Genomic DNA, 15,977 nt, shown 5'->3' with positions numbered 1-15,977 from the left:
GAGCGGGGCGGTCAGCCCTGTGACTGCGTGGCCCACCACTCCTTGAGCGCGGACACCGCGTCATCGCGCTGCATCGGCCCGTTCTCCAGCCTCAGCTCCAGCAGGAACGCGTAGGCCTGGCCGATCGCCGGGCCGGGTCCCACCGAGAGGATCTCCATGATCTCGTTGCCGTCCAGGTCGGGGCGGATGGAATCCAGCTCCTCCTGCTCCTGGAGCCGCTCGATACGCTCCTCCAACCCGTCGTAGGCCCGGGAGAGAGCAGCGGCCTTCCTCTTGTTCCGGGTGGTGCAGTCGGACCGTGTGAGCTTGTGCAGCCGCTCCAGCAAGGGGCCCGAGTCCCGCACATAGCGGCGGACGGCCGAGTCGGTCCACTCCCCTGTGCCGTAGCCGTGGAACCGCAGATGCAGCTCGACCAGGCGCGAGATGTCCTTCACCAGCTCGTTCGAGTACTTGAGCGCGGTCAGCCGCTTCTTGGTCATCTTCGCGCCGACCACCTCATGGTGGTGGAACGAGACCCGCCCGTCGTCCTCGAACCGGCGGGTGCGGGGCTTGCCGATGTCATGCAGCAGGGCCGCGAGCCGCAGGACGAGGTCCGGACCGTCCTCCTCCAGGGCCATCGCCTGCTCCAGCACGATCAGCGTGTGCTCGTAGACGTCCTTGTGCCGGTGGTGCTCGTCCCGCTCCAGCCGCAGCGCCGGAAGCTCGGGCAGCACATGCTGGGCGAGGCCGGTATCCACCAGCAGTGTGAGGCCCTTACGGGGATGCGCGGAGAGGATGAGCTTGTTCAGCTCGTCCCGTACCCGCTCCGCCGACACGATGCCGATCCGGTCGGCCATCGCGGTCATCGCCGCGACCACCTCCGGAGCGACCTCGAAATCGAGCTGGGCCGCGAACCGCGCCGCCCGCATCATCCGCAGCGGATCGTCCGAGAAGGACTCCTCCGGGGTACCGGGCGTCCGCAGCGCCCGCTCCGCGAGATCACGCAACCCGCCGTGCGGGTCGATGAACTCCTTCTCCGGCAGCGCGACGGCCATCGCGTTCACCGTGAAATCCCGACGTACAAGATCCTCTTCGATGGAGTCCCCGTACGACACCTCGGGCTTGCGCGAGCTGCGGTCGTACGCCTCCGACCGGTACGTCGTGATCTCGATCTGGAATAGCTGCTCCGCCGCCCCACCGTCCGCGTCCGGGCTCTCCACCCGGGCGTCCTTCTGGCAGCCGACCGTCCCGAAGGCGATCCCGACCTCCCAGACGGAGTCCGCCCAGGGCCGCACGATCTTCAGCACATCCTCCGGACGCGCGTCCGTGGTGAAGTCGAGATCATTGCCGAGACGGCCGAGCAACGCGTCCCGGACCGAGCCGCCGACCAGGGCGAGGGAGAACCCGGCAGCCTGGAATCGGCGGGCTAGCTCGTCGGCGACAGGGGAGACCCGCAGCAGCTCACTGACGGCGAGATGCTGCGCCTGGCTCAGGGCGCTGAGGTTGTCTTCATTGGCGTTCGGCACAACAGGAAAGGGTACGTGGCTCCGCCTGGGGCGGGCGCCCCGTTATCCGCGATGATCGGCCGGCGGGTGGAAGGCAGGCGCGGGAGAGGCGCCCCTTCTTCTGCGTGTGCCATTCCTGATCATGCGGCCATTAATACGGTCATGATCGGACAGCGCCCGATCCCGCGAGGTGGCGCCGGGCGGCACCAGCGGGCCGTACGATCCGACGACCGCCGCCCTCCATGATCTGGAGTGGACCGCGGCACTTGTACCCAGCGCGCATCGTTACCATGCGTGGACGCACTTATGGACGACCACTGACGACGACGAGGGACGGGCAAGCGCGTGGCCGAGGCGGCAGACTTCCAGGGGACCACTCCCTCACCTGCCCGCCGGTGGCTCCGGCGCACCGGTGTCCTGGCCGCCGCAGTCCCCCTACTGGCCGGAGCGGCGCTCCCCGCCGCCATGCCCGCGCACGCGCGGCCGGAGACGGCACCCCAGGCCGACGCGGACAAGGGCGTCGTCGATGTCTCGCTCAACACCCTCACGCCCACCGCGCCCGGCGAGGACGACACCCTGACCGTCCGGGGCACGGTCACGAACAACAGCAAGCGGACGATCACCGACGGCACGGTCGATCTGATGGTCGGTTCCGTGCTGCGCACCCGCAGCGCCCTCGACGCCGCCGACAGGCGCGGCCAGTACATCCAGGGGGTGGACGGCGAGCGGGTGGGCGGCAAGTACGTCCAGGACATCGCCGAGCTGCCTCCCGGGCTCACCCAGGACTTCAGCATCTCGGTGCCCGTGAAGGACCTCGATCTCGACTCCGAGGGCGTCTACCAGCTCGGGGTCGCCCTCACCGGCCTTCCCTCGGCGCAGTCGTACGAGCAGGTGCTGGGGATCGAGCGGACCTTCCTGCCCTGGCAGCCCGGGGAGTCCGACGCCAAGACGAAGACGGCGTTCCTGTGGCCGCTGGTCTCCGCCACCCATCTCACGGCGGAGACCGGTTCGGACGAGCAGCAGACCAGGGTGTTCGAGGACGACGCCCTCGTCGAGGAGATCGGCCCCGGCGGCCGGCTCCAGCAGATGCTCGCCCTCGGCAGCTCCCTGGACGTGACCTGGGTCGTCGATCCGGATCTGCTGGCGTCCGTCGCCGCGATGGCCTCCGGGTATCGCGTCAAGGACGGTGACGGCACGGTCCCGGGCAAGAACCGGGCCGTGGCCAGTCAGTGGCTCGGCGATCTCCAGAAGGCCGTCCAGGGCAAGACCGTGGTGGCCCTGCCGTTCGCCGACCCCGACCTGGCGGCCCTCGCGCACAAGGGCAAGCATGTCGCCGGTTCCCTGGGGCACCTCAAGAACGCCACCGATGTGGCGTCGGTGACCGTCGAGTCGACGCTCAACGTGAAGCCGGTCACCGACTTCGCCTGGCCCGCCGACGGCGCGATCGACCCGTCCGTCGTGGATGTGGCGACCTCCGCCGGAGCCGACACCGTCATCACCCGCAGCGACAGCCTCCGTGAGACCGGTGGACTCCCCTACACACCGAGCGCGCCACGACCCATAGGCGGCGGAACGACCGCGGTGGTGGCCGACGCACGGCTTTCCACGGTGTTCCAGGGCGATCTGACCCGCGCCGGGACCGCGACGCACGCCGTGCAGGAGTTCCTCGCCCAGAGCCTGATGATCACCCTCCAGGACCCGGGCGAGCCGCGCAGCGTCGTGGTGGCCCCGCAGCGTATGCCCACCGCCAGTCAGGCCCAGTCCATGGCGGCCGTGCTCCACACACTCCAGGACGGGCGCTGGACGGACATCCAGGACCTGCCGGCGGCGGCCAAGGCGAAGCCCGACCCCGGCGCGACCACCCGGGTCCCGTCCGGTGGGGAGTACCCGAAGCGGTTGCGCAAGCAGGAACTGAACGTGCAGGCGTTCCAGCAGATCCAGCGCATCCAGTCGGAGCTCGGCAGCTTCAAGGGGATCCTCGCCGAGCCGGACCGGGTGGTGACGCCCTTCGGACGGGCGATCGACCGGGCCATGTCGACCTCGTGGCGCGGCCGGGCGGGGGAGGCGTCGGATTTCCGGGACGGGGTGGAGAGCCATCTGGCCGATCTGATGCGCAGCGTCCAGCTGATCGACAAGTCGGACGCACAGCTCTCCGGCAGAAGCGCGATCATCCCGGTGACCGTCAAGAACACGCTCGTCCAGGGCGTCGACGATCTGGTGCTGCGGCTGACCTCCAGCAAGCCGACCCGCCTCAAGATCGGCGACGAGGCGTACGCGGAGCAGCCGGTCAAGGTGGCCGCCCAGCGGAGCCAGACCCTGAAGTTCGACACGAACGCCAACGCCAACGGCATCGTCGATGTCGAAGCGCAGCTCTTCACCAGGGACGGCACCCCGTACGGCGACCCCGTACGGTTCCAGGTCCACGTCAATGAGCTGACGCCCACGGTGATGCTGGTGATCGCGGGCGGGCTGCTGCTGCTGGTCCTCGCCGGGTTCCGGATGTACCAGCAGCGCAAGCGCGCGGTGGCCCGGCAGGCCGCCGAGGAGGCCCAGCGGGACGGCGACGCGCCCGGGGCCACGGACACCGGCGGGGGAACGGACGGTACGGCGGGGACGGACGCCGTACCGGGCGGTGCCACCACGGCCGACGGCGTGTCGCCCGCCACGACCGGGGCAGCCGATCCCGTGCAGCCGAGTGACCCGACACCGGACACCGCTGCGGAAAGCGCCGACCCGTCCGGCACGGGTGAGAGAGTGGACCGTTGAGCGATGTCGTGGCCGGTGGGCCCGGGGACGATGAGGTGGGGTAAACCATGAACGCGCCGTACGACGGTGACCGCGGGCAGGGCGCGGACGGCGACCCCTCCGCCCAGGGTCCCTGGCCCGACCCTCATGACCCCCACCAGGTACCGCCGCAGCAGCACGCTGCCGATATGTACGTCCAGGACGCCTACGCCCAGGACCCGTACCGGACACAGGATCTCTCCGCGCAGGACCCGGTGGCCGAGGCGCTGTACGACCGCGCCGCGCACCCCCCGCCGCCGCCCGGCACCTACCAGGACCCGCAGCAGCTCTACGCCCAGCCGCCGTCGGCGCAGTACGCGCCGGACCCCCGGCTCTGGGCCCAGCCCCCCGCGCCCGAGCCCGAGGGGCTCACCCAGCACCTTCCGTACGGTGACGACGCGCGCACCACCCAGTTCGTCGGGGTGGACGACCTGGTCACCCAGGCGGGGGACCAGCGTCACGAGCCGGACGCGTTCGCCCATCTCTTCCGGGACCAGCAGCAGGCGGGCGGGGTACGTCCCCCCGTGCACGACGAGAGCGCGGCCACCACCTACATGGCACCGGTCGCGGCCGTGGCCGCGCCCGCGGTGCCCGCCCCGGCCCCCGAGCCGGCCGCGCCTCCCCCGGCGCGGTCCAAGGGCCGCGGTTCGAGTGTGCTGAAGTCGAGCGCGGTGATGGCGTCCGGCACGATCGTGTCCCGTCTCACCGGCTTCGTCAGGACCGTGGTGATCAGCGCGGCGCTGGGTACGGCGATCCTCGGTGACGCCTACACCGTCGCCTACACCCTGCCGACGATGATCTACATCCTCAGCATCGGTGGCGGCCTCAACTCGGTCTTCGTGCCGCAGCTCGTCCGTTCCATGAAGAACGACGAGGACGGTGGCGAGGCCTACGCCAACCGGCTGCTGACGCTGGTCATGGTGGCCTTGGCCGTCATCGTCGGCTTGTCGGTGTTCGCCGCCCCGCTGCTCGTCCAATTGATGTCGGACCCGATCGCGGACAACCCGGACGCGAACAATGTCGCGGTCACCTTCGCCCGCTACTGCCTGCCGACGATCTTCTTCATGGGCGTCCATGTGGTGATGGGGCAGATCCTCAACGCCCGCGGCAGGTTCGGCGCGATGATGTGGACCCCGGTCCTGAACAACATCGTCATGATCGCCAGCTTCGGGCTGTTCATCTGGGTGTACGGCAGCGCCGCCGACTCGAACATGCGGGTCACCACGATCCCCGACGACGGGGTCCGGCTGCTCGGGATGGGGACGCTCCTCGGCCTGGTCGTCCAGTCGCTCGCGATGATCCCCTATCTGCGGGAAGCCGGTTTCCGGTTCCGGCCGCGCTTCGACTGGAAGGGCCACGGACTCGGCAAGGCCGTACGGCTCGCCAAGTGGACGGTGCTGTTCGTCCTGGCGAACCAGGCCGGTGTCCTCGTCGTCACCCAGCTGGCGACCGCCGCGGGTGTCTCGGCCGATGTGCCGGGCGCGGGCATCATGGCGTACTCCAACGCCCAGCTGATCTGGGGCATGCCCCAGGCGATCATCACCGTCTCCGTGATGGCCGCGCTGCTGCCCCGGATCTCCCGGGCCGCCCACGACAACGATCCGGGCGCGGTCCGTGACGACATCTCCAGCGGTCTGCGTACCTCGGCGGTCGCGATCGTGCCCGTCGCGTTCCTGTTCGTGGCGCTCGGTGTCCCCATGTGCACCCTGCTCTTCGCGTCCACCGGCCTTCAGTCGGCGCAGTCCATGGGCTACATCCTCATGGCGTTCGGCCTGGGCCTGATCCCCTTCTCCGTGCAGTACGTGGTGCTGCGCGGTTTCTACGCCTACGAGGACACCCGGACGCCCTTCTACAACACGGTCATCGTCGCCGCGGTGAACGCCGGTGCCTCGGCCGCCTGCTACTTCGTCCTGCCCGCGCGGTGGGCCGTGGTCGGTATGGCCGCCTCCTACGGGCTGGCGTACGCGGTCGGTGTCGGGGTGGCCTGGCGCCGGCTGCGGATCAGGCTGGGCGGCGACCTCGACGGCGCGCAGGTACTGCGGACGTACGCCCGGCTGTCGCTGGCGTGCGTCCCGGCGGCCCTCGTCGGCGGTGCGGTCGGTTTCGGGATCACGGGACTCCTCGGGCAGGGTGCGCTGGGCTCCGCGACCGCACTCGTCTTCGGTACTTTCGCCCTACTGGCGGTGTTCTACGTGGCGGCCCGCAGGATGCGGATCGAGGAGCTGAACTCGATGGTCGGCATGGTCCGGGGACGTCTGGGACGCTGAGTACGGGGAAGTCGCACAACCATCGGCCGCCTTTGCGTGTCGTGCATAGCACCGGACTGTGGGCACAATTGGCTTTGGCGTCGACAGAGCGCAACGGATGGGGAGGCAGGAACGACGGTGGCGGAACGGAGCACGGCTGCCGTCGACGTGGCAGACAACAGCGGTGACGAACCGCTGACCGCCAAGGCGGGGCAGTCCACGGCCGACGGGGTGGCCAGGACCGGCGAGACCGGGGAGCAGAACACCACGGACACGGACGCGGAGAACACCGGCACGGCGGGCGGAGCCGAGAAGACCGCACCGCCGGAGTTGCACAGCGGGCACAAACTCGCCAGACGCTACCGCCTTGAGGAGTGCGTCACCCGTCTGGACGGATTCAGCAGCTGGCGCGCGGTGGACGAGAAGCTCCGCCGGGCGACCGGTGTCCACATCCTGCCCGCGGACCATCCCCGAGCGCGGTCCGTGCTGGCCGCGTCCCGCTCGTCGGCGCTGCTGGGCGACCCTCGCTTCGTCCATGTCCTGGACGCGGTCGAGGAGAACGACCTCGTCTATGTGGTCCATGAATGGCTGCCCGACGCGACCGAGCTGACGGCCCTGCTCGCCGCGGGCCCGCTGGAGGTCCACCACGCCTACGAGATGGTCGACCAGGTGGCCCAGGCGATGGCCGCCGCACACCGTGAGGGGCTGGCCCATCTGAGGCTCACCCCGAGCGCGGTGCTGCGGACCGCGTCCGGCCAGTGGCGCATCCGGGGCCTGGCGGTCAACGCGGCGCTGCGGGGCATCACCTCACAGACCCCTCAGCGCACCGACACCGAGGCGATCGGCGCACTCCTGTACGCCTCCCTCACCCAGCGCTGGCCCTACGAGAACGACGCGCATGGTCTGCGCGGGCTGCCCAAGGGCGTCGGGCTGATCTCCCCCGATCAGGTGCGCGCCGGAGTGCACCGCGGTCTCGCCGAGCTCGCCATGCGTGCCCTTGTCAACGAGGGAGCCACCGCTTCCCGGCAGGAGCCGCCGTGCACCACACCGGAGGATCTGGCGCGGGCCGTCGGTGAGATGCCGCGTATCCGTCCGCCGGAGCCCACGTTCACCAATCCGCCGGAATACCAGCGGACCACCTACCAGCAGGGCTCGTACGGCCGGCCCGCCGGTGCCCCTGCCCGTTCCACGGCCCATATCCCGCTTCCTCCGCCGCCGCTCCACAGCCGCACCGGGAAGGCCCTCAAGTGGGCCGTCTCCGCGCTGTTGATCGCCGCCCTGGGCCTCGGGAGCTGGCAGCTCGCGGATGCGCTGATGGACCAGGACAACCCGAACGAGCCCAGCGAGTCCCAGACCAGGGACACCAGCAAGAAGAACGCCGAGAAGAAGCCTCTCGCGCCGCTGAAGATCCAGACCGCGCAGGAGTACTACCCGGACGGCAAGCCGCAGCACGCGGCCGACGCCGGACTGACCTACGACGGCGACAGCTCCACCTACTGGCGCAGCTACTCCTTCCGGGGAGGGCCCACGCTGGCTCCCTTCAAGCAGGGCGTGGGACTGGTCTACGACCTCGGTTCCGAGAAGGCCGTCGCGTCCGCGTCGATAGGGCTCAGCTACGCCGGGGACCGCACCACGGGGTCCCTGTACGCGGCGGACTCGGTGTCCTCCTCGACGCCGCTCACGTCCATGAAGAAGCTCGCCACGGCCACCACCCAGGGCCAGGAGCTGAAGATCGACGTCGACAAACCGGTCAAGACCCGGTACGTCGTGGTGTGGCTCACCGACTTGCCCTACGCTTCCGGCGATCAGTTCAGTGGTGCCGGGTACAAGCAGGGCATCACCGATGTGAAGTTCACCGGCTGACCGCACGCAGACGTCCGGGGAGGGTGGTTCGACCGTGTCCGACGCCGCGTACGACGGGGTGAGCGACCACGACCTTCTTGCACGCCACGTGGACGGGGACGCGGACGCCTTCGGCGAGCTGGTCCGGCGCCACCGCGACCGGCTGTGGGCCGTGGCCCTGCGGACCCTGGGGGACCGGGAGGAGGCGGCCGACGCCGTCCAGGACGCCTTGGTCTCCGCGTACCGGGCCGCACACACCTTCCGCGGCCAGTCCGCCGTCACCACCTGGCTGCACCGCATCACCGTGAACGCCTGTCTGGACCGGGTCCGGAAAGCCGCGTCACGCAAGACGGCGCCGGTGGACGACACCGAGCGGCTGGAGCAGTTGCTGGAGCCCCATGAGTCGGCCTATGCCCCGGCCGAGCGCAACGATCTCCACCGGCAGCTGATCGACGCGCTGGCCACACTGCCTCCCGACCAGCGGGCCGCCCTGGTCCTGGTGGACATGCAGGGCTACTCCGTCGCCGAAGCCTCACAGGTTCTCGACGTACCGCCGGGCACGGTGAAGAGCCGTTGTGCCCGGGGTCGCGCGAGACTGCTGCCGCTGCTCTCCCACCTCCGGACGCGGACGGAGGACACGGAGGGCAAGAAGCACGGCCGAAAGAGGAACCAGTCTTCGGGGACATCCGTCCCACCCGCAGGGGAAGCACCCGATTCCGGGGCGACCGATTCCACTGCTGTGAAGGGCGGAGGTGGGCGAGCGTGACTTCGAGCACCGATACGACCGGGCATCCGGGCGTCGAGGAGCTGTCGGACCTCACGGAGGGCCTGCTGTCCCTCGGCCGTGCCACGGATCTGCGTCTGCATCTCGGCGGGTGCGGCGACTGCGCCGATCTGTACGCCTCACTCGAAGAGATCCGTGATCTGCTGGGCGACGTCCCGGACACCGGGCCCATGCCGGACGATGTGATCACCAGGATCGACCTCGCACTCACGGCAGAGGCCATGCACGGGGCGGAGTCATCCACGATCGGCCCGGCGCAGACATCCCGCCCGCTCACCGCGTCCGGTTCCGCGACCGCGCCGTCGGCCCCCCGGTCGGCCCCGGAAGCAGCGGCCGTCCCCGGGGGCCGGAACACCGTCGAGAAGGATGTCGTCGAGGCCCAGGAGACGACCGGGTCGGGGCGCGCGCGTACGGGGACCGAGAATGTTTCACGTGGAACCGCGCATGTTTCACGTGGAACATCGCCCCTGGTATCCACCACCGACCGTCCCGCAGGGCACGCTCGTACTTCCACCGGGCCCGGTCGGGGTGGCCGTCAGCGGACCGGCCGCCGCCGGACCGTCTCCATCGGCGCTGTCTTCACCGTGGCCGCGATCGGCTTGGGCACCTTCCTGGTGCAGTCGCTCGACAGCGACTCCTCATCCCGGGACACCTCGACCCACCGGCCCATCCGAGGGACCAGCGGCACCAGTGGCTTCTCCACCGATGAGCTGGAGAAGCGGGTCTCGAAGCTGTTGGCGGAGAAGCCGTCTGCCGCGGAGTCGACCGGGTCCTCTTCTTTCGGAGCCCATTCCAGTTCGGATCCGAGCCGCCCCAACACTCCGCTGCGCGGTGAGGACACAACGACAGCGGCGGCCGTGCAGGTACCCGCGTGTGTGCAGCAGGGCATCGGCCGCAGTGACGCTCCCCTGGCCGCCGAGCAGGGAACCTTCAAGGGCCGGAATGCCCTCCTGGTCGTGCTGCCCCATCCCTCCGACAGCGGGCAGGTCTCGGCCTATCTGGTCGACACCGCCTGTGTCGCTCAGCGCTCGGCGGATGCCTCGGGCGAGGTGCTCTTCAGTCACTCGTACGCCCGCGACTGACACCCCCGCGCCGCTGTCCGGGACGCCCTTGGCCCGCACGGTCGAGGGCGTCGGCATGAGGTGGCCACAAGATCGGGCGGGCGTCCGCACCGGGCCGCCAGTGTGCCCGGCACCGTAGGGGAATGCACGCCCCGTAGTATCCGTTGGGTGGTGTGGGAGCTCTACCAGTCGACTTCCCACCCTGGCAGTAAGCAGCAGTCTCCAGAGACGAGGAATGAAGCCGTGAGCGACGTCCGTAACGTGATCATCATCGGCTCAGGGCCCGCCGGATACACGGCCGCGCTCTACACCGCACGCGCGTCGCTGAAGCCTCTGGTCTTCGAGGGCGCTGTCACCGCGGGTGGCGCGCTGATGAACACCACCGAGGTGGAGAACTTTCCTGGCTTCCAGGACGGCATCATGGGCCCGGCCCTCATGGACAACATGCGCGGCCAGGCCGAGCGCTTCGGCGCGGAGCTGGTACCGGACGATGTGGTGGCCGTCGATCTCACGGGCGAGATCAAGACCGTCACGGACACCGCCGGTACCGTGCACCGGGCCAAGGCCGTGATCATCACCACCGGTTCGCAGCACCGCAAGCTCGGCCTCCCGAACGAGGACGCGCTCTCCGGTCGTGGCGTCTCCTGGTGCGCGACCTGTGACGGGTTCTTCTTCAAGGACCAGGACATCGCCGTCATCGGTGGCGGCGACACGGCGATGGAGGAGGCGACCTTCCTCTCCCGCTTCGCCAAGTCGGTGACCATCGTGCACCGCCGGGACAGCCTCCGTGCATCGAAGGCGATGCAGGACCGCGCGTTCGCGGACCCCAAGATCAAGTTCATCTGGGACAACGAGGTCGCCGCGATCCATGGCGACCCGAAGCTCGCCGGGGTGACGCTGCGCAACCTCAAGACGGGTGAAACCTCCGAGCTGCCGGTCACCGGGCTGTTCATCGCCATCGGCCATGACCCCCGTACCGAGCTGTTCAAGGGCCAGCTGGACCTCGACGACGAGGGCTACCTCAAGGTGGAAGCTCCCTCCACCAAGACCAACCAGACGGGTGTCTTCGGCGCCGGCGATGTCGTCGACCACACCTACCGCCAGGCGATCACCGCCGCCGGGACGGGGTGCTCCTCCGCCCTGGACGCCGAGCGTTACCTCGCGGCCCTGGCCGACGAAGAGGCAGCCGTTGTCGCGGCTGTCTGATCCTCCCCTGCACTGCCTCATCGCATCATCGAGTTAAGGAGCTCGCCGTGGCTGGCAGCCTCAAGAACGTGACCGACGATTCCTTCGACGAGGACGTCCTCAAGAACGACAAGCCCGTCCTGGTGGACTTCTGGGCGGCCTGGTGCGGTCCGTGCCGGCAGATCGCGCCGTCGCTCGAAGCGATCGCCTCCGAGTACGGCGACAAGATCGAGGTCGTCAAGCTGAACATCGACGAGAACCCGGCCACTGCCGCCAAGTACGGCGTGATGTCGATCCCGACCCTCAATGTCTATCAGGGCGGCGAGATCGCGAAGACGATCGTCGGCGCCAAGCCGAAGGCCGCGATCGTGCGCGACCTGGAAGACTTCATCGCCGACTGACAATCCGCGATGTTTCACGTGAAACGCGAAGGGGACCCATTCTCACCGGTGGGTCCCCTTCGCGTTTCACGTGAAACATCGTCAGAGGGGCCGCAGGACCGGCTCCTTCTGCACAGCTCCCAGAAGGCGGTCGAGTGCCATCTCGACATCTTCCTTCCATGAGAGCGTGGTCCGCAGCTCAAGCCGGAGACGTGGGTAAGTGGGATGAGGCCGGACCGTCTTGAAGCCCACCGCCAGCAGATGGTCCGCCGGAAGCACACACGCCGGACCCTTCCACCGCGTATGCCCGAATGCCTCGATGGCCCGGACATTGCGCCGGATCAAATCCTTGGCGACCGTCTGGACCATCACCCGGCCGAGTCCCTGCCCCTGGAATCCCGGTTCGATCCACGCTGTCATGAGCTGCACGGCGTCAGCGGAGACAGGGCTGGTGGGGAACGCGGTGGAACGTGGCACATAGGCGGGCGGGGCGTAGAGCACAAAGCCCACCGGCAGGTCGTCCACATACACGACCCGTCCGCAGGAGCCCCATTCCAACAGGACGGCGGAGATCCAGGCTTCCTTCTCCAGGCCGGGCCGCCCAGCCCGTACCGCCGCCTGCCCGCTGACCGGGTCCAGCTCCCAGTAGACACACGACCGGCAACGCTGGGGAAGATCCTTGAGGTTGTCCAGCGTGAGCGGTACGAGCCGACGCCCCATGAAGGCAGGTCCTCACTCTTCTCGCCCGTGTCAGAACGGGCGGCTGTCAGAACGCTCGGTTGCTGAGCAGGTCGAGACGCGACGGAAGAAGGAAGCGGGCCGCCCTCCGGCGCACCGGACGCGACCCGCTCCCGCTTGCTCCTCCCACACCACAGGAGCGCACAGCCAACTCAGTCCTGCTCGTCCTCGGGAGCGTGGGCGGTCAGGCCCTTCTGAAGGACCTGGCCCTCGCCCGGAGCCAGTGAGCCAAGGATGCGCTCAAGATCCTCCATCGAGGCGAACTCGACGACGATCTTGCCCTTCTTCTGCCCCAGGTCGACCTTCACCCGGGTCTCGAAGCGGTCCGAGAGACGGGTCGCGAGGTCGGTCAGCGCGGGCGAGACCCGACCACCGGCACGCGGTCCCTTGGACCTCGCGGCGGGCTGCGGGCCCGAGCCCATCAGCGTGACGATCTCCTCGACCGCACGGACCGAGAGACCCTCCGCGACGATCCGGTGGGCCAGGCGGTCCTGCTCCTCCGAGTCGTCCACGGACAGCAGGGCGCGCGCATGGCCGGCCGACAGCACTCCGGCGGCGACCCTGCGCTGGACCCCGGGGGACAGCTTCAGCAGCCGCAGGGTGTTGGAGACCTGCGGCCGGGACCTGCCGATCCGGTCCGCCAGCTGGTCATGGGTGCAGTTGAAGTCCTTGAGCAGCTGGTCGTACGCGGCTGCTTCCTCCAGCGGGTTGAGCTGGGCCCGGTGCAGGTTCTCCAGCAGGGCGTCCAGAAGGAGCTTGTCGTCCTCCGTGGCGCGCACGATCGACGGGATGAGGTCCAGTCCGGCCTCGCGGCAGGCCCGCCACCGGCGCTCGCCCATGATGAGCTCGTAGCGCCCCGGCCCCACCTGCCGTACGACCACGGGCTGGAGAAGGCCGACCTCTTTGATGGAGGTGACCAGCTCCGCCAGAGCGTCCTCGTCGAAGACCTCACGCGGCTGGCGGGGGTTGGGGGTGATGGAGTCGAGCGGCAGTTCCGCGAAGTGCGCGCCTGTCGTCGATTCCGGGACCACGGCCACGGAGGCTTCCGGGGACACGGTGCTCTGCGGGAGCGAGGTCACCTTCGCCGCGGCCACTCCGCGCTCCGCCGTGAGGAGCGGCGCGGACGGGGATACCGGACCTCCCTGTGCCGCCCTCTTCTCGGGCGTCGGGGCAGCTGGGATCAGGGCACCAAGTCCGCGGCCCAGACCCCTACGTCGTTCACTCACTGAATCCCCTCCGCCATGCTCTGCTGTTTGTTCTGGTGACCCGAGTGGGCGTACTGCCCGTCGTAGACGATCTCGGCCCCACGCAGCGCGATCTCCCGCGCGGCCTCCAGATAGGAGAGGGCGCCGCTCGACCCAGGGTCATAGGTCAGGACCGTCTGTCCGTAGCTCGGCGCCTCGGAGATCCGCACCGAGCGGGGAATGCTCGTCCGCAGTACCTCTTTGCCGAAGTGGGTGCGGACCTCCTCGGCGACCTGTGAGGCGAGCCGGGTACGGCCGTCGTACATGGTGAGCAGAATCGTCGAGACATGCAGGTTCGGGTTGAGGTGCCCCCGAACCAGGTCGACGTTCCGCAGCAGCTGGCCCAGCCCCTCCAGCGCGTAGTACTCGCACTGGATCGGGATCAGCACTTCCGCGCCCGCGACCATGGCGTTGACCGTGAGCAGCCCCAGGGACGGCGGGCAGTCGATCAGCACGTAGTCGAGCGGCTGATCATAGGCCTGGATGGCGCGCTGCAAGCGGCTCTCCCGAGCCACGAGCGACACCAGCTCGATCTCCGCGCCCGCGAGGTCGATGGTGGCCGGCGCACAGAAGAGACCTTCGACATCCGGGACGGGCTGCACCACATCGGAGAGCGGCTTGCTCTCCACCAACACGTCATAGATGGAGGGCACTTCGGCGTGGTGGTCTATACCCAGGGCGGTCGAGGCATTGCCCTGAGGATCGAGGTCGATCACCAGGACCCGGTTGCCGTGCAACGCGAGGGAGGCGGCGAGGTTCACCGTCGTGGTGGTCTTGCCTACCCCGCCCTTCTGGTTGGCGACCACCATGATCCGGGTCTGTTCCGGCCGGGGCAGACCTTCTCCTGCTCGCCCCAGTGCTTCCATCGCCTGTTGGGCAGCACGACCGATGGGGGTGTCGTCCATCGGGGGCGGTGTTTCACGTGAAACATCCTCCCCCGCTGTCTCGGTACGGGGACCGGGGACCGGATCGGTCATCGGTCCCGCGATGTTGGCGTCGGACCGCAAGGATTCACTCTCCTCGACTTCAGGCTCGCAATGAACAGAGCCTCCCATGTCTGCGGGGTGGTGAACCAGCGAGGCTTGGTCTTCTGTGGAGAAATCCACCTCTGTGGAAATCTCCTTGGCTCGGGCGGGTGACTTCAGGGAGCCAAGGGGTCTGCGGTCACGAGGTTCGGCCGCAGCCCGACCGCGGCTGATGATGCCGTGCAGCAGTGAGCGACGTTTCACGTGAAACACGATGCCGAGCCGACACCGCCGATCAGGCGCGACACTCCGACCGGAGGGGCTTCGGCAGCTGGTGTGGAGTACCGCCACACCCCGGAACCGTCTCACACGGCCATTCGGCCCCGCCCACACGATCACCGATCGCCGCGCCACGCGTCCGGGCGCGACCGCGAAGGCTCCGGCCGGTGACGAAGCACACAGCCGGAGCCCGGTGATCAGCGGCGCCGACGCACCCTTCCGGTGCGGGCGGCCTTGGCGCGCTTGGCGGCGAAACGCACACCACCGGGGCTCTCGCCCACCTCGACCCGGACCACGGTCGCCAGGGGCTCGACGATGCCCTCACCGACATGGAGGACGGAGGTGTCCACCGCGCCGAGCTTGCTGAGAGCGGCGCCCGCGTTCTTGACCTCTTCCTCGGCGGTGTCGCCCTTGAGCAGCAGCATCTCCCCGTACGGGCGGAGCAGCGGCACGCCCCAGGCGGCGAGCCGGTCCAGCGGGGCCACGGCACGGGCGGTCACCACATGGACCGGGGTGAGCTTGCCGAGCACCTCCTCGGCACGGCCCCGCACCACGGTGACATGGTCGAGGCCGAGCAGCTCCACAACCTCGTTCAGGAAATTGGTGCGCCGCAGGAGCGGCTCCAGCAGAGTGATTTTGAGGTCGGGGCGGACCAGGGCGAGCGGGATTCCGGGCAGTCCCGCGCCGGACCCCACATCGCAGACGGTGACGCCCTGGGGCACGACCTCGGAGAGGACCGCGCAGTTCAACATGTGGCGCTCCCACAGGCGGGGCACCTCGCGCGGGCCGATCAGCCCGCGCCGTACACCCGCCTCGGCCAGCAGCTCGGCATACCGGACGGCGTCGTCGTAGTGATCGCCGAAGACCGCCCGGGCCTGCTCCGGCGCCGGGGGGAGTTCCGCTTCCTCCGTCACGGGGACCGTCCTTCCGTACCGCGTAACCCCACTGGGGCTTGAGTATCAGGCTGACAAAGTCCGGCCCCGTC

At 69.2% G+C, this 15,977-nt stretch carries 12 protein-coding genes; 7 read left to right on the top strand and 5 right to left on the bottom strand.

Annotation, left to right across the window (positions count from 1 at the left end):
• Positions 1-11 precede the first annotated feature (11 nt).
• Complete coding sequence (locus OG711_RS20260) at positions 12-1,505, bottom strand: CCA tRNA nucleotidyltransferase (protein WP_073787239.1); 1,494 nt, start codon at positions 1,503-1,505, stop codon at positions 12-14.
• A 324-nt stretch (positions 1,506-1,829) separates the two neighbouring features.
• Between OG711_RS20260 and OG711_RS20255 the strand changes: the two genes are divergently transcribed.
• The 7 genes from OG711_RS20255 to trxA all read left to right on the top strand — a co-directional run bounded on the left by OG711_RS20255 (position 1,830) and on the right by trxA (position 11,787).
• Positions 1,830-4,250, top strand: a complete 2,421-nt coding sequence (locus OG711_RS20255; RefSeq protein WP_329559979.1) for a DUF6049 family protein — start codon at positions 1,830-1,832, stop codon at positions 4,248-4,250.
• A 47-nt stretch (positions 4,251-4,297) separates the two neighbouring features.
• A complete protein-coding gene (murJ, locus tag OG711_RS20250; protein ID WP_073787235.1) occupies positions 4,298-6,535 on the top strand; it encodes a murein biosynthesis integral membrane protein MurJ in 2,238 nt (745 codons plus the stop codon).
• A 117-nt stretch (positions 6,536-6,652) separates the two neighbouring features.
• Positions 6,653-8,377 (top strand): protein kinase family protein, encoded by a 1,725-nt coding sequence (locus tag OG711_RS20245; RefSeq protein ID WP_329559978.1) that lies wholly within the window; start codon positions 6,653-6,655, stop codon positions 8,375-8,377.
• 34 nt (positions 8,378-8,411) lie between these two features.
• On the top strand, positions 8,412-9,122 hold the full coding sequence (gene sigM / locus OG711_RS20240; protein ID WP_329559977.1) for an RNA polymerase sigma factor SigM: 711 nt from the start codon (positions 8,412-8,414) through the stop codon (positions 9,120-9,122).
• Complete coding sequence (locus OG711_RS20235; protein ID WP_329559976.1) at positions 9,119-10,222, top strand: anti-sigma factor; 1,104 nt, start codon at positions 9,119-9,121, stop codon at positions 10,220-10,222. The genes sigM and OG711_RS20235 overlap by 4 nt, the downstream gene beginning before the upstream one ends.
• 222 nt (positions 10,223-10,444) lie before the next feature.
• Entirely contained in the window at positions 10,445-11,407 is a 963-nt protein-coding gene (gene trxB / locus OG711_RS20230; protein ID WP_266517811.1) for a thioredoxin-disulfide reductase, read from the top strand.
• 47 nt (positions 11,408-11,454) lie between these two features.
• Positions 11,455-11,787 (top strand): thioredoxin, encoded by a 333-nt coding sequence (gene trxA / locus OG711_RS20225; RefSeq protein ID WP_073787225.1) that lies wholly within the window; start codon positions 11,455-11,457, stop codon positions 11,785-11,787.
• Positions 11,788-11,868: 81 nt separating this feature from the next.
• On the opposite strand, the gene OG711_RS20220 is transcribed toward trxA, so the two are convergent.
• The 4 genes from OG711_RS20220 to rsmG all read right to left on the bottom strand — a co-directional run bounded on the left by OG711_RS20220 (position 11,869) and on the right by rsmG (position 15,906).
• Entirely contained in the window at positions 11,869-12,486 is a 618-nt protein-coding gene (locus tag OG711_RS20220) for a GNAT family N-acetyltransferase (protein WP_073787223.1), read from the bottom strand.
• 170 nt (positions 12,487-12,656) lie between these two features.
• Positions 12,657-13,730 (bottom strand): ParB/RepB/Spo0J family partition protein, encoded by a 1,074-nt coding sequence (locus tag OG711_RS20215; protein WP_073787221.1) that lies wholly within the window; start codon positions 13,728-13,730, stop codon positions 12,657-12,659.
• Positions 13,727-14,803 carry a ParA family protein gene (locus tag OG711_RS20210; protein ID WP_073787834.1) on the bottom strand — a complete coding sequence of 359 codons (1,077 nt, stop codon included), beginning with the start codon at positions 14,801-14,803 and terminating at the stop codon, positions 13,727-13,729. The genes OG711_RS20215 and OG711_RS20210 overlap by 4 nt, the downstream gene beginning before the upstream one ends.
• 386 nt (positions 14,804-15,189) lie before the next feature.
• Positions 15,190-15,906, bottom strand: coding sequence for a 16S rRNA (guanine(527)-N(7))-methyltransferase RsmG (gene rsmG, locus OG711_RS20205; protein ID WP_073787219.1), 717 nt, complete (start codon positions 15,904-15,906; stop codon positions 15,190-15,192).
• Positions 15,907-15,977: the final 71 nt, after the last annotated feature.

It is taken from the genome of Streptomyces uncialis, assembly GCF_036250755.1.
GTDB classification, from domain to species: Bacteria; Actinomycetota; Actinomycetes; order Streptomycetales; family Streptomycetaceae; genus Streptomyces; species Streptomyces uncialis.
This window is presented reverse-complemented; position numbering and strand designations above follow the sequence as displayed.